The sequence below is a fragment of the Streptomyces sp. NPDC042371 genome, from assembly GCF_056437465.1.
The window spans coordinates 1-24,138 of sequence record NZ_JBWKAP010000022.1 but is presented as its reverse complement, the minus strand read 5'-3'; the positions used below and the strand labels follow the sequence as shown (position 1 = coordinate 24,138).

Annotated in this window: 23 protein-coding genes and 4 pseudogenes; 16 read left to right on the top strand and 11 right to left on the bottom strand. The window is 69.1% G+C overall.

Features of this window, described 5'->3' with window-relative positions; genetic code table 11:
• Nucleotides 1–13: 13 nt before the first annotated feature.
• The gene (locus tag AC068B_RS38940) at nt 14–313 is read right to left on the bottom strand and encodes a hypothetical protein (RefSeq protein ID WP_478676195.1); all 300 of its coding nucleotides are present in this window, start codon (nt 311–313) and stop codon (nt 14–16) included.
• A gap of 200 nt (nt 314–513) precedes the next feature.
• Here AC068B_RS38940 and AC068B_RS38935 point away from each other — a divergent pair, with 200 nt between their 5' ends.
• Nucleotides 514–999, top strand: coding sequence for a hypothetical protein (locus tag AC068B_RS38935; protein WP_478676194.1), 486 nt, complete (start codon nt 514–516; stop codon nt 997–999).
• Nucleotides 1,000–1,167: 168 nt separating this feature from the next.
• Here AC068B_RS38935 and AC068B_RS38930 read toward each other — a convergent pair whose 3' ends face one another.
• On the bottom strand, nt 1,168–2,136 hold the full coding sequence (locus AC068B_RS38930; RefSeq protein ID WP_478676193.1) for a LysR family transcriptional regulator: 969 nt from the start codon (nt 2,134–2,136) through the stop codon (nt 1,168–1,170).
• 93 nt (nt 2,137–2,229) lie between these two features.
• Between AC068B_RS38930 and AC068B_RS38925 the strand changes: the two genes are divergently transcribed.
• From AC068B_RS38925 to AC068B_RS38910, 4 genes and pseudogenes are all read left to right on the top strand, one after another.
• Nucleotides 2,230–3,075 (top strand): alpha/beta fold hydrolase, encoded by an 846-nt coding sequence (locus tag AC068B_RS38925; RefSeq protein WP_478676192.1) that lies wholly within the window; start codon nt 2,230–2,232, stop codon nt 3,073–3,075.
• The gene (locus AC068B_RS38920) at nt 3,072–4,469 is read left to right on the top strand and encodes an MFS transporter (protein ID WP_478676191.1); all 1,398 of its coding nucleotides are present in this window, start codon (nt 3,072–3,074) and stop codon (nt 4,467–4,469) included. The genes AC068B_RS38925 and AC068B_RS38920 overlap by 4 nt, the downstream gene beginning before the upstream one ends.
• Nucleotides 4,470–4,582: 113 nt before the next feature.
• A pseudogene (locus AC068B_RS38915) lies at nt 4,583–4,993 on the top strand (hypothetical protein); the annotation flags it as partial.
• Between the two features lie 154 nt (nt 4,994–5,147).
• Nucleotides 5,148–5,537: a hypothetical protein gene (locus AC068B_RS38910; protein ID WP_478676271.1), complete on the top strand. Its 390-nt coding sequence runs from the start codon at nt 5,148–5,150 to the stop codon at nt 5,535–5,537.
• Nucleotides 5,538–6,038: 501 nt separating this feature from the next.
• On the opposite strand, the gene AC068B_RS38905 is transcribed toward AC068B_RS38910, so the two are convergent.
• The 3 genes from AC068B_RS38905 to AC068B_RS38895 form a co-directional block, all read right to left on the bottom strand.
• The gene (locus tag AC068B_RS38905; protein ID WP_478676190.1) at nt 6,039–6,446 is read right to left on the bottom strand and encodes an acyl-CoA thioesterase; all 408 of its coding nucleotides are present in this window, start codon (nt 6,444–6,446) and stop codon (nt 6,039–6,041) included.
• Between the two features lie 414 nt (nt 6,447–6,860).
• On the bottom strand, nt 6,861–8,135 hold the full coding sequence (locus AC068B_RS38900; protein WP_478676189.1) for an MFS transporter: 1,275 nt from the start codon (nt 8,133–8,135) through the stop codon (nt 6,861–6,863).
• Between the two features lie 38 nt (nt 8,136–8,173).
• Nucleotides 8,174–8,521 carry a cyclophilin-like fold protein gene (locus AC068B_RS38895; RefSeq protein WP_478676188.1) on the bottom strand — a complete coding sequence of 116 codons (348 nt, stop codon included), beginning with the start codon at nt 8,519–8,521 and terminating at the stop codon, nt 8,174–8,176.
• Here AC068B_RS38895 and AC068B_RS38890 point away from each other — a divergent pair.
• The gene (locus AC068B_RS38890) at nt 8,514–8,747 is read left to right on the top strand and encodes a hypothetical protein (RefSeq protein WP_478676187.1); all 234 of its coding nucleotides are present in this window, start codon (nt 8,514–8,516) and stop codon (nt 8,745–8,747) included. The two genes, AC068B_RS38895 and AC068B_RS38890, sit on opposite strands and share 8 nt — an antisense overlap.
• Here the strand turns inward: AC068B_RS38890 and AC068B_RS38885 are convergent.
• On the bottom strand, nt 8,723–9,388 hold the full coding sequence (locus AC068B_RS38885; RefSeq protein ID WP_478676186.1) for an SDR family NAD(P)-dependent oxidoreductase: 666 nt from the start codon (nt 9,386–9,388) through the stop codon (nt 8,723–8,725). The genes AC068B_RS38890 and AC068B_RS38885 overlap by 25 nt on opposite strands.
• Nucleotides 9,389–9,633: 245 nt before the next feature.
• On the opposite strand from AC068B_RS38885, the gene AC068B_RS38880 reads away from it, so the two are divergent.
• The 3 genes and pseudogenes from AC068B_RS38880 (at nt 9,634) to AC068B_RS38870 (ending at nt 13,323) form a co-directional block, all read left to right on the top strand.
• Nucleotides 9,634–10,527, top strand: coding sequence for a helix-turn-helix transcriptional regulator (locus AC068B_RS38880; protein ID WP_478676185.1), 894 nt, complete (start codon nt 9,634–9,636; stop codon nt 10,525–10,527).
• Between the two features lie 351 nt (nt 10,528–10,878).
• A pseudogene (locus tag AC068B_RS38875) lies at nt 10,879–11,061 on the top strand (hypothetical protein); the annotation flags it as partial.
• A gap of 282 nt (nt 11,062–11,343) precedes the next feature.
• Nucleotides 11,344–13,323 (top strand): hypothetical protein, encoded by a 1,980-nt coding sequence (locus AC068B_RS38870; RefSeq protein WP_478676184.1) that lies wholly within the window; start codon nt 11,344–11,346, stop codon nt 13,321–13,323.
• A gap of 582 nt (nt 13,324–13,905) precedes the next feature.
• Here the strand turns inward: AC068B_RS38870 and AC068B_RS38865 are convergent.
• From AC068B_RS38865 to AC068B_RS38855, 3 genes are all read right to left on the bottom strand, one after another.
• Nucleotides 13,906–14,619 (bottom strand): NADPH-dependent F420 reductase, encoded by a 714-nt coding sequence (locus AC068B_RS38865; protein ID WP_478676183.1) that lies wholly within the window; start codon nt 14,617–14,619, stop codon nt 13,906–13,908.
• A 60-nt stretch (nt 14,620–14,679) separates the two neighbouring features.
• On the bottom strand, nt 14,680–15,081 hold the full coding sequence (locus AC068B_RS38860; RefSeq protein WP_478676182.1) for a VOC family protein: 402 nt from the start codon (nt 15,079–15,081) through the stop codon (nt 14,680–14,682).
• An 82-nt stretch (nt 15,082–15,163) separates the two neighbouring features.
• Nucleotides 15,164–15,970 (bottom strand): VOC family protein, encoded by an 807-nt coding sequence (locus AC068B_RS38855; RefSeq protein WP_478676181.1) that lies wholly within the window; start codon nt 15,968–15,970, stop codon nt 15,164–15,166.
• Nucleotides 15,971–16,169: 199 nt separating this feature from the next.
• Here AC068B_RS38855 and AC068B_RS38850 point away from each other — a divergent pair.
• Nucleotides 16,170–16,706, top strand: a pseudogene (locus AC068B_RS38850) (helix-turn-helix transcriptional regulator); the annotation flags it as partial.
• 1 nt (nt 16,707) lies between these two features.
• Nucleotides 16,708–17,058 carry a DUF3592 domain-containing protein gene (locus tag AC068B_RS38845; RefSeq protein WP_478676270.1) on the top strand — a complete coding sequence of 117 codons (351 nt, stop codon included), beginning with the start codon at nt 16,708–16,710 and terminating at the stop codon, nt 17,056–17,058.
• On the opposite strand, the gene AC068B_RS38840 is transcribed toward AC068B_RS38845, so the two are convergent.
• Entirely contained in the window at nt 17,051–17,512 is a 462-nt protein-coding gene (locus tag AC068B_RS38840; RefSeq protein WP_478676180.1) for a transposase, read from the bottom strand. The two genes, AC068B_RS38845 and AC068B_RS38840, sit on opposite strands and share 8 nt — an antisense overlap.
• Nucleotides 17,513–17,874: 362 nt before the next feature.
• Between AC068B_RS38840 and AC068B_RS38835 the strand changes: the two genes are divergently transcribed.
• The 5 genes and pseudogenes from AC068B_RS38835 to AC068B_RS38815 form a co-directional block, all read left to right on the top strand.
• Nucleotides 17,875–18,354 carry a hypothetical protein gene (locus AC068B_RS38835; protein WP_478676179.1) on the top strand — a complete coding sequence of 160 codons (480 nt, stop codon included), beginning with the start codon at nt 17,875–17,877 and terminating at the stop codon, nt 18,352–18,354.
• A gap of 215 nt (nt 18,355–18,569) precedes the next feature.
• Nucleotides 18,570–20,432: a tetratricopeptide repeat protein gene (locus AC068B_RS38830; RefSeq protein ID WP_478676268.1), complete on the top strand. Its 1,863-nt coding sequence runs from the start codon at nt 18,570–18,572 to the stop codon at nt 20,430–20,432.
• 428 nt (nt 20,433–20,860) lie between these two features.
• Nucleotides 20,861–21,193: a hypothetical protein gene (locus AC068B_RS38825; protein WP_478676178.1), complete on the top strand. Its 333-nt coding sequence runs from the start codon at nt 20,861–20,863 to the stop codon at nt 21,191–21,193.
• Nucleotides 21,194–21,261: 68 nt separating this feature from the next.
• On the top strand, nt 21,262–23,124 hold the full coding sequence (locus AC068B_RS38820) for a tetratricopeptide repeat protein (RefSeq protein WP_478676177.1): 1,863 nt from the start codon (nt 21,262–21,264) through the stop codon (nt 23,122–23,124).
• A gap of 102 nt (nt 23,125–23,226) precedes the next feature.
• Nucleotides 23,227–23,648 (top strand): annotated as a pseudogene (locus AC068B_RS38815) (transposase); the annotation flags it as partial.
• Between the two features lie 21 nt (nt 23,649–23,669).
• Here the strand turns inward: AC068B_RS38815 and AC068B_RS38810 are convergent.
• Complete coding sequence (locus AC068B_RS38810; protein WP_478676176.1) at nt 23,670–23,978, bottom strand: immunity 53 family protein; 309 nt, start codon at nt 23,976–23,978, stop codon at nt 23,670–23,672.
• Between the last annotated feature and the right edge of the window lie 160 nt (nt 23,979–24,138).

The following is a 24,138-nucleotide window of genomic DNA, read 5'->3' as shown; positions in this document are numbered from 1 at the left end:
AGACACGGGCGCCTCAGACAGGGTCGGCCACGTCGTGGCCCGTAACCGCTCGGGCGTAGGCACGCAGGGCGGTGATCACTTCGGTGCGGGAGCGGCGGCCGGCGAGGATCTCCATCTGGTAGCCGTCCTCCATCGCGACGAAACTCGCGCCGAGCAGCCGCGGCGGGTCCTGGAGGGTGAAATGCCCCTGCCCGAGGGCCAGGATTCCTGAGTACACGGCGATCTGGCGTTCCGTCAGTGCGCTGTCCAGGGCCGCGGCCCTGGCGTCGCGCAGACAGCGCGGCCAGTACTCGAACAGGAGCCGGGTCAGCACGTCGTCGGGGCCACTCGCGACTCCCTTGTCGATACAGGCACCGAGCTGATCGCGGGCGTCGGTGAAGCGGTTCGCGGCCTCTTCGCGTTCCTGGCTGTAGCGCTCGATGGCCTGTTCGACACGCAGGCCGCCCAGTAGGCGCCCACCACCAGCATCCCCAAGCCCACCGAACCCGCCGAACCCGCCATCGCGGACCCCGCATGACCCGCTCGCCCGAAAGGCCCGCCGTGACCGCCTCTCCCTCCACCGACCTCCACGACGCAGCCGACGCTCTACGCCATCAACTGGCTGACAAGCTCGCCGAGTCCGGCCACATCCATACCCCCGCCGTCGACAAGGCCCTGCGCACCGTGCCCCGGCACGCCTTCGCCCCCGAAGTACCGATCCACCAGGCGTACGCCAACGACACCGTCGCCACCCGCCACAGCGACGACGGCCGCGTCACCAACTCCATCTCCGTGCCCCGGCTGCAGGCCGACATGCTCGAAGCCGCCCGCATCCGGCCCGGCCACCGCGTCCTGGAGATCGGCTCCGGCGGCTACAACGCCGCCCTCATCGCCGAACTCGTCGGCCCCACCGGTCACGGCACTACCCTGGACATCGATCCGGCCGTCACCGACCGCGCCAACCGCTTCCTCGCCCAGACCGGATACGGCCCCGTCCGTGTAGGTTCCGCAGTTTCGTGAGCACTCCCGCGTCGTCATGAGCACCGATCGAGCATTTCCGCGTGATCATGAGCAGCAGTAACGTTCAGTAGCGGTCAGTGGCGTCAACGATCTTCTGGTTCGGGCGGTGCGCTCGCCTCGCACCAGGACCCGGCTCCTGGACATCGAGGACGGGCTCATCGTCCGAAGTCAGGTAGGGGTCGAGTCGCGGTCGCCTTCTTCTTTTGGTCCGAGTGGGCCGAGCCGGTGGTCGAGCGCGGCGCCGACCTCGGGGCAGTTCGTGCGGATGACGTCGAGGAAGGCGTTCAGTGCCGGGGAACGGTCCCGGGCGCTGAAGGACAGGACCAGATCGGGCAGAGGCGTGCGCGGGGTCACCTCGCAGAACCAGGTGCCCCGTCGTGGGGCCGTCAGCATGCGAGAGGGTCCCAGACCGACGCCCACCCCGCAGGCGGCGAGGCCGATGATGGTGTGGACGTCCCTCGCGATGGTCGCGCCGACGAGCGCCGGGGAGTCCTTGCCCAGGAGGGTCCGCAGCCCGGTGACGACGGCGGGCTCGTCCTCCCCCGGCGCAACGATCAGCGGCTGTCGCCGCAGCTGGTCCACATCCACCGACGACTGTCCCGCGTACGGGTGCGTGCTGCTCACGACAGCGACCAGGTGGTCGTGTCCGATCGGGACCGATACCAGCTGCTCGGCCCCGACACCCCGTGGCCGGCCGAGGCCGATCGCCACGTCCAGTTCGCCGGCGACGAGCGCGGCCGTGCTGCGGTTCGTCGCCATCTCGTGCAGTTCCAATCGCACGTCGGGCCGTTCGCGGCCGAACCGGCCTAGGACGTCCGGCAGGGGTTCGAGCAGCGCCGAGGCAATGAACCCCAGGCGCAGCTGTCCCGTCTCGCCGCGTGCTGCCCTGGCTGCGTCGACCGAGGCCGCCGTGATCTCGTCGAGCGCCCTGCGCGCCCGGGAGAGGAAAGCCGCGCCCGCCGCCGTCGGAAACACCCCTTGGCGGGTGCGATCGAACAAGCGGGCGCCAACTTCCCGTTCGAGGTCGGCGATCTGCTTGGACAGCGGGGGCTGCGCTATGCCCAGCGCACCGGCCGCCCGGCCGAAGTGTGCGTGCTCCGCGAGGGTCAGTGCGTACCGCAGGTGCCGCGCCTCCATGGCCAGCCTCCCAGTCATATCTCACATGTATCGTCGAGCAGCCTGTCAGATCTTTCACTGGATGATCGGGGCCGGGTCGCGTGGAATGCGGTCATGACCGATTCTTCCTCCACCGACACCGTCTTCGTCTTCGTGCACGGCGCCTGGCACGGCTCCGGACAGTGGGCGGCAACCCAGCGCGCACTCGCCGCACTCGGTGCCGCCAGCGTGGCCATCGACCTGCCGGGGCACGGCTTCGACGCCCCACTGCCCACCGGATACCTCCAGCCGGGCCAGCCGGGCCTGCTGACCGAGAAGTCCGCGCTCGCCACCGTGACGATGGACGACAGCGCCGAGGCCGTGCTTGACACGCTGCGCCAGGCCCGCCACCACCGTCGCGTCGTGCTCGTCGCGCACAGCGCGGGCGGCGGCCCCGCGTCACTGGCTACCGAGCGCGCACCCGAACTCGTCGACGAGATCGTCTACCTCTCGGCCTTCGTGCCCGCCGGGCGGCCCCGGTTCTTGGACTATCTCGGCTCGCCCGAGAACGCCACGGCACGGGGCCAGATTCTCAATCTCGGTGACCCCGGGGAGCTGGGCGCCGTGCGGATCAACCCGCTCTCGCAGGATCCCGCCTATATCGAGGAACTGCGGCAGACTCACTACCACGACACCCCACGCGAGCGCTTCGACCGCTGGCGCTCGGCACTGAGCCCCGATCTGCCGCTGGCGATCCCCACCGCCCCGGTCACCGTGACTCCGCAACGCTGGGGGCGCATCCCAAGGACCTGCCTGCGCTGCGCGGACGACCGGGCGCTGCCCACGGCCGTGCAGGATCTGATGATCGAGGAAGCTGACCGGGCCATGCCCGGCAATCCGTTCACCGTGCGCACCCTCCCGGGCAGCCACAGCCCGTTCGCCGCCCGCCCCCGTGAGCTCGCCGCGGCTCTGCTGCCGTGAGCGGCGGACGCCTCGTCCTGCCGGTGGTGCTCAGCGCCACGTTCGTGCAGCTCCTCAACGTCACTGTCGCCCAGGTGGCTGCGCCGGCGATACAGGTCGGCCTGGGCGCCAGCCCGGGCGCCGTGCAACTGGTCCTCGCCGGATACACCCTGACGTACGCGTGCCTGCTCATCCCCGCCGCGCGGCTAGGCGACCGGTACGGCTACCGCCGGCTGTTCGTGGCGGGCACCGTGGTCTTCGCCGCGGGTTCGCTGGCCGGCGCGTGTGCCCCCGACGCCGCATCGCTGGTCATTGCCCGGCTGGTGCAGGGCGCGGGCAGCGGTCTGGTCGCCCCCCAGGTCCTGTCGCTCATCCAGGCCGCCACTCCTGCAACGCGCCGGCCGCGCGCCTTCGGCCTGTACGGCGCCACCATGGCCGTCGCGTCACTGGCTGGGCCGCTGATCGGCGGACTCGTCCTCAGTGCCGATCTCTTCGGCCTCGGCTGGCGGCCGGTGATGCTCCTCACCGTGCCGGTGGCGCTCGCCTCGCTGGCAGGAGCGACCGCGCTGCCCCGCACCCGCGGAGCGGACGGACTCCGCGTCGACAAGCTGGGTGCGCTGCTGATCACCATAGGAGCCGGCGCGCTGGTCCTGCCCCTGGCGCTGGGGCGGGAAGCAGGCTGGCCCTGGTGGACGTGGGCCTCCTTCGCCGTGGCTGTGGCCGCCCTCGGCCACTTCGTCCGGAGCCTCCCGCACCGGCCTGATCCACTGATCCATCCCGCGGTGCTGCGTGACCGGTCGGCGCGGAGAGGCACGTTGCTGGTGTTCGTGTTCAACACGGGCGTGCCCTCCTTCACCTACCTGCTCTTCCTCCATCTTCAGTCCGCTGTCGGGTACTCGGCCCTGGCGGCCGCACTGGCGTCGGCGCCGTTCGCCGCCGGCGCCGTCGTCGGCAGCAGAGCCGCGCCCGCTCTCACTCGCCGGCACGGGCCGACGGTGCTCACCGTCGCGTCCCTGATCCTCGCCGGGATGTGCCTGGCGCTGGCCCCTCTCGTCGGCTCGGCGGCGGGACGCCAGACGGCACTGCCGGTGCTGGCCGTCGGCGGAGCCGCGTTCGGCGCCTTCACCGCGTCGGTGTTCACCCTGATCCTGGCCCAGGTGCACGGCCCCGCAGCCGGTTCGGTCTCCGGCCTGCTGCCCACAGCACAGCAGCTCGGCGGATCCATCGGAGTGACCGCGGCCGGACTCGCCTACTACGCCCCCGCCGCCGATGCGGACACCGCGTTCCGGCACGCCATGCTCTACCAGGTCGCCGCCTTCACGATCACCGCGCTGATCAGCCTCCGGGTCCACCACCGGCCTGCCACCGAGCCGGTTCACGGCCCCAGCAGTCACAGCGGAGGGGCACGTAGGTGAAGCACCGGCCTCCAGCGGCCTTCGCCTCACCCCGTCGGCCTCGCCGGTTTGGGTAACCGGCGATCGTGGTGACCATTGAAGCTCACCCCACCCCCGAGCTTCCGACGGAGAACATGCCAAACGCATCCCTTGCGCCCCCAGGCACGAGGCCCAACTACCGACAGCAAGCAACACCCAGAACCTGCCTGGCGATTCTGCTCATGATCACCGCCCCCTCGCACTGCTCATCAGACGCGGCATCCGGTGTTTCCGCAGGAAGCAGTGCTCATGAAATCGCGCTCCCTACAGTGCACGTCGTCCTGGGAGACGGCGAGCACGGCGCTCCCGGCCTTATCGACGAGGGCTCACTCGACGCGATCCTCGTGACCGTCCAGGCCCTCGACATCCCTCCGACCTGGATCACCCCGCTCGTTGAGGGCGGGCGCCTGGTGGTGCCGCTGAAAATCCATGGATACAGCTGGGCCATCGCCTTCGAGAAGCGCGGCGATGAGCTGGTCAGCTGCTCCTACACGGTGTGCGGCTTCGTCCCCATGCAGGGAGCCGGGGCCCGGATGGAAGACGTCGTGTCCCTACGGGGCGGGGAAATCCGCGTGCGCTTCCCCGAGGGCGGCATGGCGGACGCAGAGCTGCCGCCGGACCGGCGTCACGCTGCCCGGCAACACCCCCTTCGACAAGCTCATGCTGTGGCTCGCCACCACCATGTACGGCTTCTGCCGCCTGACCGTCGACCCGGAACTCGACACGGGGATCGTCGAGCGCCCCAAGGGCTGGGACGCAGCTGCCGTGGTCCGCGACGGATCCCTCGCCCGCCTGCCGCTCCAGCAGACCGGCCCTTCGAAGTGGGAAGGGGGGATCCACGCATACGGGCCGGCCGCCGAACAGCTCGCCGAGGAGATGACGCAGCAGGTCATCCTCTGGGACCACGACCACCATGTCCGCGACGCCCCCGCTTTGACGGTCCGCTCCCGCCTCAGCTGCCACACCAAGGTCACGGGCACCCGCACCCTCATGAAACGACACGCCCGCCTCGACTTCGACTGGACACGCCCGCACCACACCAGCCGCTGATGTAAGCCCAGGACCAGCTTCTACTGGGCGTCCGTCGGGGTGGCCGCCGCAGTGGCCATGCCGTCCGTCGCCGAGTGCGGGCGGTCATGCCCCAGAGTCAACATGGTCTCGACGTGCTTCGCTCAGAAGGGCAGTGGGATCTCGGCGCCCTTCCGAGTTCTCCGGTACGTCAGTGCCCACCCCATCGTCCGTGATTTTCCGCTGATGTCCTGGCTAATTCACCATCACAGCCAGCCCCGGAGGGGTGGGGCCGCGCATCCTCGAAGGGGGACATGAGCAGTACACCGGAAGGTCACTGCCCTCGTCAGGAGCTTGCCGGTCTCCGGTACGTACACGAACTTGATCAGGTCCTGCCACGTGTCCGCCCGTGCCTGCTTGGCAATTGCCGGGCCCGCGGCGCGACACCCTAGAAGGGCCGAAACAGATGAGGCGGCCGAAACAAGTGACGCCCGGGCGAGGTTCAGATTCCAGAGGCGGCGGTCCGCCAGGGTGCCCTCGCGCTCAAAACTCGGTGTAGCGGTCCAGGAACGCCAGCTCGTGGTCGGTGAGACGGCGAGGCCGTCCGGTGTCCAGGTTGTAGGCGACGATGGTGGTCGTTCCCTTGGCGTACAGCACATCTCCATCGCGGATCTCGTAGGACAGGTCGAACGAAACAGCCTTGCGCTGCGCCACCCTGACGTGCACGTCGACTGGGGCCTCGCGGTACTCGAGGGGGACGCGGTACTCGACCTCGGCCCGGCTGACGACGAACGCGTGCTTGCGCCGACCCGCGTCGTCCGCAGGCAGCACCTCCTGGAACATCCGCGTGCGCGCCTCCTCCATGAAGCGCAGATACAGCGCGTTGTTGACGTGCCCGTACGCGTCGGCGTCAGCCCAGCGCAGCGGGCATGGGTAGGTGTACCTGTGCACGGAATGCTTGTCCTTTTGCTCGCACGGGGGAGGCGGGTCGGCCGAGCCGCACCCCTCCCCCGCAGTGTCGGGGGGGGGAGAGACCTTCTAGCCGACGTCGCGCCGGAGCCGCATAGATCGATCGAGGCTCGGTAGCTCCGCTCCGATTTCTTGGAGCAGCGTCACCCATTCACTCGCCTCATCGAGGTACTGGGCGATCGTCGCGTGAACGTCTCCGGGTTCGACGGGCAGGGCTGCTCGGAGTACGGGCTTCACCTCTGCTCTGACCTGTTCTTCCAGGTTGGACCATGAAAGCCGGGCAAGCACCGTGAGGGGAGCGACTTCGGTGACTCCCCACGAAGGCGACCTGGCCGGTGAAGTCGTAGGTGGGGTTCGTGACGTTTACTCCCAACGAAGTTGCAGGGACAGGGAAGTTCAGCGCGCGGAGGTCGTGGTGGCGTTCGCGGCTTGCTGCTCGCCGGTGTCAGCGCCGGTGGTGTGCTGGGTGATGATGCGGGAGGAGCCGGCTGCGTTGCTGAGGGCAAGGGCGATGAGTGGCAGCAGGGTGAGCGCGGCGAAGAGGGCGCCGACCAGGGCCGGACCGGTCAGGCCGAGCGAGGAGTCCAGGGCCCGGCCCGCGACGAGGGAGCCCGCGGCGATGCCGGTGTTGTACGCGGAGGTGGTCAGCGCCGAGGTCAAGGTCGGTGCGTCGCCGGCGAAACGCACGGCGAGGGAGGTGACGACTGGGTTGACGGCGAACCCAGTCAGCGCCATCAGGAAGACCAGGATCACGGCGGTCACCGGGCTGTTCGAGGCCGGGATCAGCGCCAGGAGGGTCAGGGCGGTGGCGGCGGCTGCGGTGATCGTCGTGGCCATCGGGCGGCGGTCCCCCAGACGGCCACCGATGGCGGTGCCGGCCAGCGCGCCGATACCGAAGGCGATCAGCACCAGCGGCACGGCCCCGGCCGGGATGCCCGCCCCGTCGGTCAGCAGTGGCGTGATGTACGTGTAGGTCGCCAGGACTCCGCCCATGATCAGCACGGCGGCGGCGAGCGCCAGCCACAGCCGACTCTGCCGAAGGGCGCGGACCTCGGCCCGTACCGACACCTCGGCCCGCTGGTCGGTGCCGGGGATGAACCGGCCGACGAAGACGGCGGCCAGGGCGGAGAGGAATGCCAGTGCCCAGAACGGGCCGCGCCAGCCGGTGTACTGGCCGACGAACGAGCCGATCGGCACGCCGACGACGTTGGCCAGGGTGAGGCCGCCCATCATCACGCCGACCGCGCGGGTGGAGCTTGCTGGGCCCGCGGCGGCGGTGGCGATGACGAAGCCGACGGCCCAGAACGCGCCGGTGGCCAGCGCGGTCACGACCCGGGCCGCGAGGACCACGGTGAAGGAGGTACTGAGTGCGGCCACGACGTGGCCGAGGGCGAAGACGGCGAGTGCGCCGATGAGGGTGTGGCGCTGAGGCAGGCGCAGGGTGGCCATGGCCATCGTGGGCCCGCCGACGATCATGCCGACGGCGAACGCGGTGATCAGCAGTCCGGCGTGCGACACGCTCACGTTCAGGTCGGCGGCCATCTCGGGCAGCAGTCCGGCGATGACGAACTCGGTGGTGCCCATCAGGAACGTGCCGGCGGCGAGCACCCAGACGACGAAGGGCAGTCGGCTGGAAGCGGGCCCGGTGGCGGACCTGGTGGCGGAGGGCATGCGAATACTTCTTCCCGTATGAGGAGGGGTGGGCAGGGTCAGGAGGCCACTTCGATGGTGATCCGTTCGGCCTTGGACAGTTGGTCGGCGTCGGCGTCGATGTGGCCGAGGATCAGCAGGTCGGAGGAGGCGGAGGGGCCGTCCTTGCAAAAGATGGCGAGGTTGCCCCAGGGCGCGTAGTAGGTGAGATCCCCGGTCTTGGGGGCTTGCGGTGCGGGGGCGTTTTCGGCGGTTAGCTTGCGCGGCGGGTCGGCGATCCGCTCCGTTTCGTGGAAGTCCTCCAGGTCCAGGGTGAGCGGGAGCAGGGAGGCCAGGTCGCGGGCGGCGGGGCTGTCGTTCAAGGTCGCGTCGACGGGCCGGCCGTCGAGGGTGACGCGGATGTCCATCGGGGCGCTCCTGTTCGAGCCGGAGGGGCTGGCGGACGCCGTGGGCTGCCGCGACGCCGCCGACGTGGAGGAAGCGGGTGCGGTCGAGGGGTTCTGCTGGGACGAGTCGGAGCAGGCGGTCATGGCAAGCAGCAGAGCGCCGGTGGCGGCGGTGCCGACCACGGCCCGGCGGAGGGGGAAGGCCATGCGTGCCGTCCTGGGTCAGTCGGGCATCGGCTCGGCGTAGTGCCTGAAGCCGTCGCGGTCCGCATGTAGGGCGTACAGCCGTTCGGCCAGCACCTCGGGGCTGGAGGTGGCGGAGTCGGGGCGGATCGCGCCGGGGACGATGAGCTGGGCGGCGTGGATGTCTTCCAGTGCGAGCGCGGTGTGCAGCATCTCCGCGTACGTGCTCTCGCCGGCGAACGCGATGGAAGTCCCGGCCACGCTGGGCTTCGGACGGACGGCGCTGCCCCCGTTGACGAACAGCAGCGTGCCCCGGCCCAGCTCCCGCATCCCGGGCAGAACCGCGTTCACGCAGGTGACAGGGGCCTTCACAGAGAACGCCAGAGGGGCGTCCAGGTCGGCCGCGGTGGTCTCCAGCACCGGCTTCATGAAGTCGGCCCGCGGCACCGGGCTGTACTGCAGGATTTCCACGGGCCCCAGATCCCCGGCCGCCGCGCTCAGGGCCTGGGTCAGCGTGTCGGGGTCGAGAACGTCGGCGGTGTAGCCGCGGGCCTGGATCCCGTCGCTGTCCAGTGCCGCCACCAGGTCGTTGAGGCGATCGGCGTTGCGCGCGAGGAGGGCGACGCTGTGGCCCGCCTTGCCGAAGCGGCGGGCTGCGGCCAGGCCCAGACCGGGGCCTGCGCCGACCAGTGCGAACGTGGTCATCGTGAGTCCTTGGGCTGAAAGAGGTGCGGAACGCAGCACGGGGTGGCCGGTCCCACTCGGGAAGACGGCTCGCGCGGCGGACCGCCCCAGCCGGGTGCGCAGCCCCGCCTTCCCCGACCGATGGCCGGGAGGAGGAGCACCACGCCTTCCAGGTAACCCCCTCTTCACGCGCGCAGCGAGTCACTGACAAAGGGTGTACCGGCAGTACATCCCTGTGTTGGCGTGCGGGACGTACCGTCGAGGACATGGACAACCGTGAGGAGGTCCGCGAGTTCCTGACCTCGCGGCGCGCAAAGATCACTCCCGACCAGGCCGGACTGCCCGCGGGCTCCCGGCGCCGCGTGCCGGGCCTGCGCCGCAGCGAGGTCGCGGCGCTGGCGGACATGAGCGTGGAGTACTACTCGAAACTGGAGCGCGGCAACCTCGCCGGCGTCTCCCCGTCCGTTCTCGAGGCCCTGGCCCGCGCCCTTCGGCTCGATGATGCCGAGCGCGCCCACCTGGTGAATCTCGCCCAGGCCGCTGACGGCTCCGACGCCCTCACCCGTCCCCGCCGTCGGCGCACGAAGGACCAGTGGAAGCCGCACCGCAGCCTGCAATGGGCTCTGGACGCAATCACCGCCGGGCCCGCGTTCATCCGCAACGGCCGCATGGATGTCCTCGCCTCCAACCAGCTCTTCCGCGCCTTCTACACCGACCTCTACGCCACGGTCGGAAACCAGCAGAACCTGGCCCGCTTCACCTTCCTCGACCCCGCCGCCCGCCGCTTCTACCCGGACTGGGACGCCTTCGCCGACATCACCGTCGCCATCGTGCGGGCGGAAGCCGGCCGCAACCCGCACGACAAGGACCTGCACGACCTGGTCGGGGAGCTGTGCACCCGCAGTGACGCCTTCCGCACCCGGTGGGGCGCGCACAACGTGCGCCACCACGGAACCGGCACCAAGCACTTCCACCACCACGCCGTCGGCGACCTCACCCTCGCCTTCGAGGGCCTGGAGATGGCCGCCGCCCCCGGCCTCACCCTCACCATCTACACCGCCGAACCCGGCTCACCCTCCGAGGAGGGACTGCGCCTGCTCGCCACCTGGGCCGCCACCCAGGAAGCGGGCACGGACACCGAACGGTCGATGACCAGCTGAGTGTCCACGGCACCGGCCCCTGCCGGGTTCGGCGCCCTCGGCGTATGACTCGTCTGGGTTCAGGCCCCCGCGGGGTACGCACCTTGAACGCATCCGCGAGGGGATCGTCGGCAGCCCGACTTTGCGTTGATCCACAGTAACCACGAGATCACTCGTTGACACCCAACATAGTCGCCACAGGTCAGCGTCCGAGCTGAGACTGGCTGGTCAGTCTGTTCACTTGTTGTAGTGAGTCCGTCACATGGCCGACTCTCGTGGAGAGTCTCTTGACGCTGCGACCTTTCTGCCACTGTGCCGTGCCGTGGGAACGCATGAGCCAGCCTGCCGTAACGCTCAGTGTTCGTCGTCTCGATGGCGAAGCTCTTGAGGATCGGGTGTGGGGGCCGCTTCGCTCACTACTCGGGGATCTACTGGTCGGCGACGACACGAGGAGGTCACGTGATCTATGAGTCGCGCCTGGAACTCGCCCGTCTCCTCTTTGCTGACTCTGACCCGTCGGTGCTCGGCATCGTGGACCAGCCCTTCCTGCTCCAGACCCCGCGCTCTGCCCTCGGGTGCCCCGAGCGACAACTGGTGGGCGCTGTCCTGCACATGAGCGGGAGGGTCACAGCGGCGAGGGCCGAGTGCGGCTATGCGGCCCGTCTTGCCGCAGGGCTGCGGCGACTTCGTGGCCGGGGGCGGTGCCTCGCCGTACGTGCGGCCCGAAAATGCTGTCCGTAAATGTTCTGTTGCCCTGTGTAGCCGCTGGGGAGGATCAAGCTCCGTGGTTGCGCCTCAGGGTCCGGGCCGCGGTCATCCATTTTTGAGGGGCAGTTCATGACGTCGGCCGACGGGTTCAAGGTTTCACAGGCGGAGCGGCTGGAGCATTTGAGGGGCCAGTTGCAGGGCGAGCCGGCGGCGGGCCGGGCCGCAAGGCGGAGGTCCTCCTCGCGGGGTGCGCGGTTGCTGTACGGGGTGCTGCTGCATGGTGCGGCCCGGCTGGAGGCGGGGCTGGAGCTGACGGAGCTGGAGGCGCGGCTGGTCGATCCGGTGCGGCGGCTGCTGTCGGACGAGGAGGTCCGCGACTTCGGCCGGGTCTATCAGCAGGAGGCGGCGACACGCGCCCAGTTCCTGCCCGACAGCCTGACCGCGCGTCCGGTGAGCGAGGGATACGGGTACGAGGACCTGCTGCGGGACCTGCCGGTGCTGCGCGAGGAGATCCTGGCCCAGCCGAATGTGAACCTCGTCGACCTCGACGCCCCCGGCGCCGCGGACCAGGAGGGCAAGGGCCTGGACTCGCCGGAGTTCCTCCAGGGCATGGCCGAGTACGGGTACGGGGCCACCGTGGTGACCGCCTCCGGGCGGTGGGCCGAGGCACGGGACTTGGGCCCCGTGCAGGCCCGCATGGAACTGTCGACGTTCTACTGCCACCGCGAGTCCACCGAACTGACCGGATCGGACGAGATCTACTGGGCGCTGGCCGCCGGCGCGGACGAGGGCCGCGAGCAGTCGTCGGTCACCCGCACCTACGGGGACGTGGACGCGGGCGAGTACCACACCTTCGACGCGAACACCGTCTTGTTCGACGGCCTGGTCGAGACACTGGTGGCCGTCAACATCCAGTGCTGGGAGGAAGACGCGGGCGTCGACCCCAGGCTGGCGAGCACCATGCGGGACATCTCGTCCGTGATCCAGGGCGCCGCGGTGGTGATGGGCATGCTCCCGCTCGGTTCGGAATGGGAAGCGCTGACTGCCTTCGTCGAGATGATCGGTATCGTCGCGGAGCTCTTCAGCGAGATCGTCCGGTGGCTCGAGGACGACCCGGTGCAGCAACGCTCGTTCGTCTACGACCAGTCGGCCCTGACGAAGCTGGCGTCCCAGCCCGGCCGCGAGGACCTCTGGAACTTCCAGGGATCCGGGGAAGGGTCCTTCGACCTCCGTATCCGGGGCACCGCCCGCCAGGCCACCAGCAACAACATCGCCCTCCTCACCCACGACGGCACCTCCGGCTGGAGCGCCCCCACCCTGCCGTGGCCCGGCTCCCAGACCACCGAAGCACCCGCCCTGGCCCTGCACGACGGCAACCTGTACTGCGCGGTCCGCAGCGGCAACAGCATCTACGTCAGCCGACGCGAGACCAACGGCCGGTGGAGCGGGTTCGGCCAGGTCCCCGGGGCCAGTACCCAGTTCGCCCCCGCCCTGGCCTCGTACCAGAACAAGCTGTACCTGGCCTACACCGGGATGAGCAGCGACACCCACAACAACAAGGTCAGGATCATGACCTCCGCCCGGGGCCACGACTGGACCGGCTACCTCCACGGCGCCTACTCCTTCACCAGCCCCACCCTGGCCGTCCACGCGGGCCGCCTGTGGCTCGCGGTCGCCACGTACGGCAAGATCTCCGTCACCAGCACCGGCGCCCAAGGCAGCTGGTGGGGCCTGGCCGAGACGGGGCACAGTGCCGCAGGCGCCCCGGCACTGGCCGCCTTCAACGGCAAGCTGCACCTGGCCTACCGCAGCCTCGAAGGCAACATCTGTGTCGCCGTCCGTGACGACAGGATCAATGCCGACCCCCGCTGGCCCGCCCCGACCCGTCGGGCCGCGACCACCCGGGACGCCCCGGCCCTGGCCGTCCGCGGCACCACCTTGTACTGCGCCGTCCGCGGCATGGACAACATGATCTACACCAGCGGACTCACTGGTTCGACCTGGTCCGACTTCCAGAAGGTCACCGGCTTCGGCAAGACCTACTCCGGCCCCGCTATCGCCGCCCTCGACGCCAACGACCTGTACCTCGTCTGCCGGGCCACCTCCTGACCCCCCGGCTGCCCGGACCGCCACAACGGTCCGGGCAGCCGGGCATGAAGGTCTCGCGGCCGTCCCGAGGATTCGGACACGGTCGTGAGACTGAGCGACTGGCCCCGACGTGAGACACCGGGAGAAGCACCGGGTCACAGCATCCCTGTAGGAACTGGGCGGCGAGAACCTACATGTAGGGTCTCCAATTCCGTGTCGGAATCTCACGGTCGAGGTCGGAGCTAAGTCGGATCCGACACTGAGCTGAGATTCGCAGGTCGCTGCCGCAACTCGTTCGAGTGAAAGCGTTGCTGCTGTGCTCCCGTCGGCGTGCCGAACGAGATGGCGGGGTTGAAGACTGCTCCTGGGCGTCTGTGACGACGCTGCCGCTGCAGACGGCTCATCCGTGGCGGACGTTCCGCTGGTACAGGGACCAGAACCACTACTCGGGTACCTGCAGCATCACCGCTTTCGGCTGAGCCACAACGCAACCGAAGCGTCCGGGCAACCTCACATTGGTGAAGGCGGAGCGTTGCGGATCTGCCCTATGCCCCGTCTGCATCTCAGAGTGTTGGGTGTCCTGAAGGAGAATGTCGTCCCTTATCAGCGCACGACTTTGATGCCGAAGTGGGTGCCGAAGCCCAGGGCGAAGCCGATGGCGCCGTGCATGTGGGCGTACATCTCCATGCCGCGGGCGGCGACGATGTCGCCAAGGTCGAGGATGTCGCTCCAGCCGTAGGACTTGAGAAGGTTGGTGACGGCCTGCTTGGCGTCGGCGTCCTGTCCGGCGACGAACATGGTGTGGTCGCCGCCGCCAATCGCCTTGGGGTCGACGACAGTTGCCTGCTCCTGGGTGACGAACGCCTTGACGACCTTGGTGGCGGGCAGGGCGCGCTGGATCTGCTCGCCCAGGCTGTCGCTGTCGCAGGGGTCGAGGATCGGGTTGACGCCCCAGGGGGTGGGCCAGGGGTGCTCGATGTCGGGGTTGTAGATGTAGGGCACGGCGTAGTCGACGAGGACCTTGCCGCCGAGGCTGTCGGCGATGGCGGTCAGGGCGGCGACGGCGTTGTGGCCGTCGATGCCGCTGATGACCAGGTCGGCGTCGGCCGCGGCGTCGCCGAAGGTGGCGAGCGGAATGTCGAGGTTCTGGTCGGCGAGCCACTGGCCGTAGGGCTGGTTCTGCATCATGTCGGGCTCGGTGCGGGTCAGGGTGGCCTTGGGGTCGCGGGTGCCGACGACGACCTCGTGGCCGAGTTCGGTGAGCTTGGCGATGTGGCAGCGGGCGCCGCCGCCGGTACCGAGGACTGCGATCTTCATGATGTAACTCCTGTCTTTCTCAGGGACGTTGGGGTTGGGGGGGAGGTCCGGACAGATCGATCAGGCGTCGGCCTGGTCCCAGCGGGCGCTGATGCAGAAGGGCTGGCCGGAGGGGTCGAGGAGGACGGTCCAGTGCTCGCCGCCGGGCTGGTGGTCGGGCTTGGTGGCGCCCAGGCCGAGCAGTCGCTGCTCGGCGGCCGTGACGTCGTCGAAGGCCAGGTCGAGGTGGAAGGGCAGCTCGTCCTTCGGCCAGTCGGGGGCCTGGAACTTCTTGGCGGTGTAGAAGCAGAAGACCGTGGCGCCGTCGGTGACCAGGAACGCGGTGGGCACGCCGTGCTCGTCTGGATACTCCTGGGTGACCTTCCAACCCAGCGCGGCGGCATAGAAGTCGGCAAGGGCCCGGCCGTCGGGGGCCCAGAAGGCGTACGAGGACACGGTGGCGGTGGCAGCGGTGGAGGTCATGACGATCAGTCCTTGGGGTGGTGCGAGGGGAGGGCACGAGGCCCGGAGGGGCAGACCCGGCCGGGCCTGCCCTTGGGGAGGGTCAGCCCATCGGGGGCAGGGAGAAGAGGAGGAAGCGGATGCCGCGGGGGTCGGTCAGCCGGGCGAAGGTCAGGCCGTAGGCGGTGGTCTCCGGCCCGGCCTCGACGGTGGCGCCGAGTTCCTTGGCCTTGGCGACGGCGGCGGGCACGTCGGAGGTGACGAACTGCGGGGCGGCGTAGTCCTTGGCACCCTTGGCGTTGCTGGTGTCGGCCAGGCCGCCGCTGCCCCGCTGGTCGTCCGGAGTTATGGCGGCGAAGTACGTCCGGGTGGCGACGCCCGTGTCCTGAACGTAGTTCCAGGCGAACGCGTCCGCGTAGAACGCCTTCGACGCCTCCAGGTCGGCGGTGCCGATCTCGAACCAGCCCAGCGAGCCGGGCAGCGGCACACCGGCCCCCGCCTCCGGCAGCGCACCCGCCCCGGTGGGGGCCTGTTCGGGTGCCTGCCAGACGGAGAAGGCGGTGCCGCGCGGGTCCTTCAGGCGGGCGGAGCGTCCGCCGTCGGCGGCCGGGCCGGCCGGGAGGACCACCGTGGCGGCCAGATCCTTGAGCCGGGCCACATCGGTGTCCACGTCGGCGGAGCGGACGGCGAGGCTGACGCCCTCGCCCTGCCCTACGGGGGCGGGCTCCCACATGCCGCCCATAGGCAGGGGCGCGCCCGCAGCGCTGATCAGGGTGTACGTGCGGCCGTCGGCCGTGGGCACAGTGTGGAAGCTCCAGCCCAGCAGCGAGCCGTAGAAGTCCTTGACGGCCTTGGGGTCGGCGGTGTCGATCTCGAACCAGACGACACTGCCGGGGTCCATGAAGCCCATGACACTGTCCTTTCAGGAGAGCCGGGAGGGGAAGGTTTCGGAGGGCGGGGCCGTCCGCGCGGGGCGGGGCCTTACCGTGCGGCGCGGACCGACTGGGCCGGTTCTTCGAGCCGCCGGGCGGTCGGTGACCGCTCATGACATCGACCGTAGGACCCCTTTAGGACACCTCACGTCACTAATGCCTGGCAGTCTGGAAAACATGTCCCAGGACCTGCCCGGCCGCATGCTGCGCCTGCTCTCCCTGCTCCAGACCCGCCGCACCTGGACAGGCGACGAACTCGCCGAACGCCTCGGGGTCACCCTGCGCACCATCCGACGCGACATCGACCGGCTGCGCGAGCTGGGCTACCCCGTCGAGGGCACCACCGGCACCGCCGGGGGCTACCGCCTGGCCGCCGGTGCCGATCTGCCGCCCCTACTCCTGGACGACGAGGAGGCGGTCGCCATCGCGGTCGCCCTGCGCACCGCCACCGTCGGCGTCGCCGGGATCAAGGAGACCGCGGTGCGTGCCCTGGCCAAACTGGAGCAGGTGCTGCCCATCCGGCTGCGTCACCAGGTAGCCACCTTCCAGGCCGCCGCCCCACTGCCGGTGCCGTGGAACACCGGACCCACCGCCGATCCCGCCACCCTGGCCCTGCTGGCCGCCGCCTGCCGCGACCACGAGATCGTCACCTTCACCTACCGCCGAGGCAACGGCGAGACGGGCCGCTGCCGGGTGGAGCCGCATGCACTGGTCGATGACCATGTTCTGGGTGGGCCTTGGAATCCTGGCCGCCTTCGGGACCCTTTGCTTCTTCCTGGCACGACAGCTCCTCGGTCGCCTGCGCTCCGTCGTGAGCGGCATCGCCGTCGAGGGACGCCGCGTACGCCGGTACTCCAGCGAAGGCAGCGAGGGCAACACGTACTGGCATCATGTCCACGCCTGCACCACGCTCGACGGCCAGTACGTCGAGTTCGAAGAGGACGCCGTGCTGCTCGACCAGGGCGATGCCGTGACCGTTCGCTACCGCGCCAGCAACCCGGCCCGCACGGCGACCATCATGGGCGCCGGCGGGACCTGGTCGCCGCTCTTCGGCATCCTCATTTGACCAGGTTGAAGACCTCGCGGGCGGCATATCGCTTGAGGCACCTGATGATCTCACGGCGAGTCTTGCCCTCCCGGGTGCGGCGTTCGTAGTACGCCTGGGTGCGCGGGTCGACCCGTAGGCGGGTGAACACGATGCGGTGCAGGGCGGCGTTCGCCTTCCGGTCGCCGCCGTGGTTGAGCCGACGCGAGCTCCGGCGGCCCGAGGAGTACTCGATGGGGCTGACTCCGCACAGGGCGGCGAACGATGCCTCGGTGTGCACGCGCTCGGGATTGTCCCCCATGGTCATCAGGAGCGTGACGGCACTGTCCGGGCCGATACCCACCGGTGTGAGCAGCTGCGGGGCGTGACCTTCGACGAGCCGGGTCAGGCGCTGGTTGAGGTCATCGATCTGCCCGGTGAGGTGTTCGATGCGCTGGGCCAGCATGCTCAAGCTGATCCGGGTGGCCTGGGCCACGCCGTCCCCGGATTCCCCTGATCCAGGCTCAGGCGGGCGCAGGTGCGAAACAGCTCCCGGTTACCCAAGCTGGACAGGCGTTCCCGCAGGGCCGGGTCGGCTATGACCAGGACGGCCTTGAGCTGGTTGATCGCCTTCGTACGAGCCTTCACTGCAGGGCCCTTGGCGAGTTTGTACAACCGGGGGCACCACTGAGGCGGAATGCTATCGGCGAGGCGCCACACAACGAGCCGCCGCTGAGGCAAACCGGCGGGGTTTGCCATCTCGCGCACGCTCTCAACACGTGCCTGCGTAGGTACGCTCTGTACTAGCAGTACGTCGAGTTGACGCCACGGCGCGGAACGTACTGGGGGGAGGATCGTATGTTGGATCAGGCCCTGCTTGCTTTGGCCTCGGCAGCCGGCACGGCGGTGGGATCGGCAGCGGGAACAGATGCCTGGGCGGGGGTTCGGGAGCGGGTAGCGCGCTTCTTCGCATGGGGCGGTCGGGAAGATTCGGCCCCATTGGTCCTGGAGCGTCTCGACCGGTCGGCTACCGAGTTGGACGGCACCAGCTCCCAGGAATCGGCGGCGGTGCAGGACCGGATCGTGGCCTCCTGGCAGACTCGTTTCCAGGACTTTCTCGAAGACTTGGGCGATGCCGAGCGTGCGGAGGCCGCGGAGCAGCTGCGTGAACTGGTGGCCCTGGCCCGGCGGGCTGCGGGCATTATTTCGGCTGGGGATGGCGGGCTGGCGGTTGGGGGAAACGTGGGTATCCATGCCGAACACGGGTCGGCGGCGGCTGCGGTGATGGGGGATGTGACTTTCGAAAACCCTCCTTCGCCGGGCCCGGAGCTGATCTGACCGCACCCGGCATCCCCCTCGACTCGCGCGTTGAGGCGCAGACATCGCTCTTCTCACAGAGCGGCGGCCTGAGCGTCGGCCATGCCGAGACAGTGGTGCAGACGCACCATGCCTCCGTACGCTCGACGGTGTCTTGGCCACATTTGGTCGGTGTGCTCCCGCGGCAAGCGGAGTGCTTCCAGCATCGAACTGCCGTGGATACCTTGAGCGCGGCAATGGCCAGGGGTGGGTCGGAGGCTCTGTGTCAGGTCCTCTCGGGGACAGGTGGTGTGGGTAAGACGCAGCTTGCTGCCCACTATGCCCGCACGATGTGGCGTGCTGGCTTCGTCGATCTGCTGGTCTGGGTCACTGCTTCCAGCCGGGACGCGATCGTCATCGCCTACGCCAATGCCGGGTCCGACATGGCAAACGCTGATCCCGCAGACCCCGAGCAGGCCGCCACCCGGTTCTTGTCGTGGGCTGAGTCCAGTGACCGTCGTTGGCTCATCGTGCTGGACGACCTGGCTGACCTCAGCACCGTGCGCGGCCTATGGCCGCCCGACCATCCCCAGGGTCGGGTGTTGGTCACCACTCGCTCCAGGGACGCCACCCTGCACGGCCAGAGCCGCCATCTCATCGATATCGGTTTGTTCACCCCTACCGAGGCCGCCGCCTACCTGACCGCAAAGCTCACTACCCATGGGCATCGGGACGACCCCGAGCAGATCGCCAATCTGGCCGCAGACCTGGGGTACCTACCGTTGGCGTTGGCCCAGGCGGTCGCCTACCTCATCAACCTCGAACTGAACTGCGCCGACTACCGGGAGCGACTGGCTGATCGTGTCCGCACCCTGGCCGGATTGGTCCCGGAGGAGGGATTCCTGCCAGATGACCAGGCTGTCACCGTAGCCGCGACCTGGTCCCTGTCCATCGAGCACGCCAACCGGCTCAGCCCGGAAGGCGTCGCCCGGCCTCTGTTGCACCTCGCCAGCCTCCTTGACCTCAGCGGTATCCCCATCAACGTCCTAACCAGCCGCCCGTCCCTGGCCTACCTCACCGCACACCGCTCCCACAAAACCATTGCCCCCACTGCCTCTTGTCGGCTGGTCACCGAAGGAGAGGTAGCAGACGCGCTGCGCTGCCTGCATCGGCTCAGCCTTGCCGACTACACCCCTGGCACCCCTCACAACGCTGTTCGCATCCATCAACTTGCCCATCGCGCCACCCGCGAATCCCTCACAGACACCCAGCGCGATGCTCTGGCCCGCACCTGCGCCGACGCCCTCCTGGAGGCATGGCCTGAGATCGAACGCGACAGCAACCTCTCCCAAGCCCTGCGTGCCAACACTGCTGTCCTCACCCGCCATACCCCACACACTCTGTGGCAGCCCGTCATCCACCCGGTCCTGTTCATGAGCGGTAACAGCCTCGGCAACGCCGGCCTCGCTGCAGCAGCCCACGCCCACTTCCATAGCTTGCACACCGCCGCCCGCGATCGCCTCGGTCCGGATCACCCCCACACCTTGACTGCTCGCGCCAACGCCGCCTACTGGCGGGGCGTCACGGGTGATGCGGCCGGCGCCGCCGCCGCATTTGAACGGCTGTTCGCCGACGCAGAACGAGCGCTCGGCCCGAACCAACCCCTTGCCCTGACCACCCGCGCCGGCCTCGCCTATTGGCGCAGAGAAGCGGGTGACGTAGTCGGCGCCACGATCGCGTACGAGGGTGTCTTTGCAGACAGAAGGCGGGTGCTGGGACCTGATCACCCCGACACCCTCACAACCCGACACAACCTCGCCAGGTGGCAGGGGGAGGCGGGGGATCCGTCTGGCGCCGCCACCGCATTTGAAGCGCTGCTAACCGACATGCTGCGGGTGCTGGGACCCGATCACCCTGACACCCTGACAACCCGCCACAACCTCGCCTGCTGCAGAGGCAAGGCCGGAGATTCGGCCTGTGCCGTTGCAACGCTCGCTGAGGTACTCGCCGACCAAGCACGGGTGTTGGGCGCCGACCACCCCGACACTCTGATCACTCGCCAAAACCTCACCCGATGGAGACACCAAGCAACAAATACAAGGGAACCAGGTGCCAGGTAACGGCTATCAGGTTGGAAGGTAAATCCATACCTCTGGACCACGCCATGTGTCCGCGGAGCCTTCGGTGATGCAGATCTATGGAAACGACCAGTGCTACTCGTCATTCCTCAGTGAGGTGCCTGGGGCAACTGGGGTGGGACCGCTCGCTTGGTTAGAGTGCGGCCCGTGCCCTTGTCAAGGAATAACACCGGTCTGGTCACAGGGTGCGCCCCCGTGGGTACGCTCTTTCGCCTAGATGTATCGGGGCTACGGCATTGCAGGAAGGGCTTTTGGGGGAACGCGTGTTGGATCAGGCGTTGATTGCTTTGGCTTCTGCGGCCGGTGCGGCGGTGGCGTCGGCTGCGGGGACGAATGCGTGGGCTGGGTTCCGGGTGCGGGTGGCTCGCCTCTTTGGTCGGGGCGGCCCCTCAGGTGTCACCCAAGTAACCTTGGACCGCCTTGACCGGTCGGCCACCGAGCTGGACAGCGTCGGCCCAGGCGAATCCGATTCGGTACGGGCTGGAGTGTGGGCCTCCTGGCGGACCAGGTTCGAGGACCTACTTGAAGAGCTGGACGAGCCCGACCGTCAGGACGTGGCTGGGCAGCTGCGTGAACTGGTGACCCTGGCTCAACAGGCCACCAGCGGCGTCTCGGCCGGGGACGAGGGCATCGTCATCGGTGGGAACGCCGACCTCAAGGCCGACCACGGGTCAGCGGCCGCCGTGCACATGAGGGACGTGACCATCGGAAACCCTCCACCGCCGGGCCCGAACCAGGGCTGACCGCACCCGGCATCAACCAAGCCCCGAACATCGCGGCCCAGACCTCGCTCTTCGCACAGGACCACAGCATGGTGATCGGCCGCGCCGGGACGGTGAAGCACTACGCCGCGCCGCGGGCCGCGGTGTCCTGGCCGTACCAGGCGGGCCGGATCCCCCGGCAGGCGGACTGCTTCCAGGACCGGGGCGCGGTCGGCGCCTTAGACACTGCGGTGGCTGAGGGGGGTACGGCGGTGCTGTGCCAGGTCCTTGCGGGAACCGGTGGGGTCGGCAAGACACAACTCGCGGCCCATCATGCCCGGACCGCCTGGCGGGCCGGACAGGTCGACCTGTTGGTCTGGGCCACCGCCGCCACCCGCGAGGCGATCATCGCCTCCTACGCCACGGCTGGCACCGCTGTGCTCGGCGCCGACCCCGACCGCCCGGAACAGGCCGCAGAGGAGTTCCTAGCCTGGCTGGAACCCAAGCTGCCCCCCATCGGCAGCGAGAGTCCGGGGTGCCGGTGGATGGTGGTACTGGACGACCTCACTGACCCCGCCGACCTGCGGGACCTGTGGCCACCCGCAGACAACCCTCTCGGCCAGACCCTGGTCACCACCCGGCGCCGGGACGCAGTGCTGACCAGCGGCTCACGCCGCCGCATCGATGTGGGCCTGTTCACCGAGGCCGAGGCCGGCACCTACCTCGCTGCCGCCCTGACCGCCCATGGCCGAACCGACCCGCCTGAGTACATCCATGCCCTGGCCCGTGACCTCGGCCGGCTCCCCCTGGCCCTGTCCCAGGCCGCCGCATATCTCAATAACGCCCGTTTCAACGAAGCCGATCCGCGAGCGGGCTTCCTGCCGATCGACTGCCCGCCCTCCTGCCCGGTCCCCTGTACCCGGGCGGAGTGCGTCACCTACCGCAAGCAGTTGGCCGACTGCGCCCGCACCCTGGACGACGTCCTGCCCGAGCCTGGCGTCCTGCCTGACGACCAAGCCGCCACCGTCGCCGCCAGCTGGTCCCTGTCCATCGACCGCGCCAACACCCTCCGCCCGGCGGGCCTGGCCCGCCCGATGCTGCAGTTGACCGCGATGCTCGACCCTAATGGCATCCCCACCGCCATCCTGACCAGCCCACCCGCCCTGGCCCACCTCGCCGAACAACGCACCACCCCGCGCATTCACGACCAGAACCGTGATCCAGCCCGGGTCGCGCCTGAGGACGCGGTCGGCGCGCTGCGGGCGCTGCACCAGCTGAGCCTGCTCGATACCACCACCGACCCCGGCTCCACCACCGCCCATCAAACGGTACGGGTCCACAACCTCATCCAACGGGCCGTCCACGACACCCTGGCCGCCGACCGCTACGACCAGCTCGCCCGCACGGTCGCGGACGCCCTGATCACCACCTGGCCCGACGTGCCACGCGACACCACCCTCGAACAGGCCCTGCGCGCCAACACCGAAGCCCTCACCCACCACGCCGGTGACGCCCTGTGGCAACCCGACGCGCATCAGGTTCTCCTCCTCACCGGCACAAGCCTCGGCGAAACCGGCCAGTTCAGCGCCGCCGTAAACCACTTCCACCACCTGGCAGACAACGCCCATCGCTACCTGGGTTCTGACCACCGCGACACCCTGGCCGCCCGCAACGGCCTTGCCCAGTGGCAGGGGGAGGCGGGGGACCCGACTGGTGCCGCCACCGAGTTGCGTCAGCTGTTGACCGATCTGCTCCGGGTGCTGGGTCCCGACCACCCCCACACCCTGACCGTCCGTGCCAACCTCGCCGCCTGGAGGGGGGAGGCGGGGGATCCGGGCAGCGACGCCACCGTGTTCAAGCAGCTGCTGGACGACTGCCTGCGGGTGCTGGGTCCCGACCACCCTGGCACCCTGGCCATCCGTCCCAACCTCGCCCGGTGGCAGGAGAAGCAGTCGCCTGAGAACAGTGGCTAGATGTGCTGTTCGGGCACGTTGCCGGCAGGATGCGCCTGGCCTGGTGCATCGTGGAGGACGGCTGGCCGCTGCGGCGGGCCGCCGAACGGTTCCAGGTCCCAGATGTGGGGGATCAACCGGCGCCGCAAAGGGATCGACCACACCTGAGCGGCCTTGAGAACGATCAGGGCCGCCCGCCCGGACGGCGCCCCGATCCACGTGACCCTCGACAACCTCTCCGCCCACCTGAACTGCAAGATCCGCAGGTGGGCAGCGCGCAACAAGGTCGAGCTGTGCTTCACCCCGACGTACGCGTCCTGGGCCAACCCCATCAAGGCCCACTTCGGACCGCTACGGCAGTTCACCTGGCCAACTCCCACCACCCAAACCACACGGTCCAGACCCGGGCCCTGCACACCTACCTGCGCTGGCGCAACCAGAACGCCCGCCACCCCGACGTCCTGGCCGCCCAACGACGCGAACGTGCCCGAATCCGCAGCGAGAAGCGCATCCGATGGGGTGGTCGACCCGCGCTCGCAGCATGACGGGATCGCCGGTCACATCACTTACGGGACGCTTATTGCTGCCCAGACCCGGAACAGCGTGAGGGCCTCGGTCAGGTTGCCGGGTCCACACGCGATGCGAAACGCCCTCTCGGCCGTCCAGGCCATGACCCAGTCGCGCTCATCCCGAGTGACCTGATGTTGGGGGTACTCCCGGTCCGCCAAGACTGTCTCTTCAAGATCAATCTTGACGGCCCAGCCCGGGTTGTCGAGAGTCTCGATGGTCATGCCCCATTCGTGTTCCCAGTCGCCATCGCACTGTGAGGCGTACCAGCTCTGCAACCAGTCAAGGACGTGCACGGATTCAGCCATGGACGCAAATGCTAAGCGGACCGCGCATGGACCAACCAACCCGGCGAACCTTCCCGGTCACAGCACTAGGCCCTGTCCGGCCGATCATGGGATTGGTACGGGGCTGCTCGATGGGTTGGGGGCTGGAGGTGCGGGTGCCCGCCGGTTTGAGAGCCCGGCG

Bases quoted from the DNA above. Each gene is read 5' to 3' on its own strand.
- AC068B_RS38820 (WP_478676177.1), top strand. From the start codon at position 21,262: ATGGTGATCGGCCGCGCCGGGACGGTGAAGCACTACGCCGCGCCGCGG.
- AC068B_RS38910 (WP_478676271.1), top strand. From the start codon at position 5,148: ATGCTGTGGCTCGCCACCACCATGTACGGCTTCTGCCGCCTGACCGTC.
- AC068B_RS38830 (WP_478676268.1), top strand. From the start codon at position 18,570: ATGGCCAGGGGTGGGTCGGAGGCTCTGTGTCAGGTCCTCTCGGGGACA.
- AC068B_RS38835 (WP_478676179.1), top strand. From the start codon at position 17,875: ATGTTGGATCAGGCCCTGCTTGCTTTGGCCTCGGCAGCCGGCACGGCG.
- AC068B_RS38885 (WP_478676186.1), bottom strand. From the start codon at position 9,388: ATGACCACGTTCGCACTGGTCGGCGCAGGCCCCGGTCTGGGCCTGGCC.
- AC068B_RS38900 (WP_478676189.1), bottom strand. From the start codon at position 8,135: ATGCCCTCCGCCACCAGGTCCGCCACCGGGCCCGCTTCCAGCCGACTG.
- AC068B_RS38925 (WP_478676192.1), top strand. From the start codon at position 2,230: ATGACCGATTCTTCCTCCACCGACACCGTCTTCGTCTTCGTGCACGGC.
- AC068B_RS38860 (WP_478676182.1), bottom strand. From the start codon at position 15,081: ATGACCTCCACCGCTGCCACCGCCACCGTGTCCTCGTACGCCTTCTGG.
- AC068B_RS38870 (WP_478676184.1), top strand. From the start codon at position 11,344: ATGACGTCGGCCGACGGGTTCAAGGTTTCACAGGCGGAGCGGCTGGAG.
- AC068B_RS38865 (WP_478676183.1), bottom strand. From the start codon at position 14,619: ATGAAGATCGCAGTCCTCGGTACCGGCGGCGGCGCCCGCTGCCACATC.
- AC068B_RS38855 (WP_478676181.1), bottom strand. From the start codon at position 15,970: ATGGGCTTCATGGACCCCGGCAGTGTCGTCTGGTTCGAGATCGACACC.
- AC068B_RS38890 (WP_478676187.1), top strand. From the start codon at position 8,514: ATGTCCATCGGGGCGCTCCTGTTCGAGCCGGAGGGGCTGGCGGACGCC.
- AC068B_RS38810 (WP_478676176.1), bottom strand. From the start codon at position 23,978: ATGGCTGAATCCGTGCACGTCCTTGACTGGTTGCAGAGCTGGTACGCC.
- AC068B_RS38895 (WP_478676188.1), bottom strand. From the start codon at position 8,521: ATGGACATCCGCGTCACCCTCGACGGCCGGCCCGTCGACGCGACCTTG.
- AC068B_RS38930 (WP_478676193.1), bottom strand. From the start codon at position 2,136: ATGGAGGCGCGGCACCTGCGGTACGCACTGACCCTCGCGGAGCACGCA.
- AC068B_RS38935 (WP_478676194.1), top strand. From the start codon at position 514: ATGACCCGCTCGCCCGAAAGGCCCGCCGTGACCGCCTCTCCCTCCACC.
- AC068B_RS38880 (WP_478676185.1), top strand. From the start codon at position 9,634: ATGGACAACCGTGAGGAGGTCCGCGAGTTCCTGACCTCGCGGCGCGCA.
- AC068B_RS38845 (WP_478676270.1), top strand. From the start codon at position 16,708: ATGACCATGTTCTGGGTGGGCCTTGGAATCCTGGCCGCCTTCGGGACC.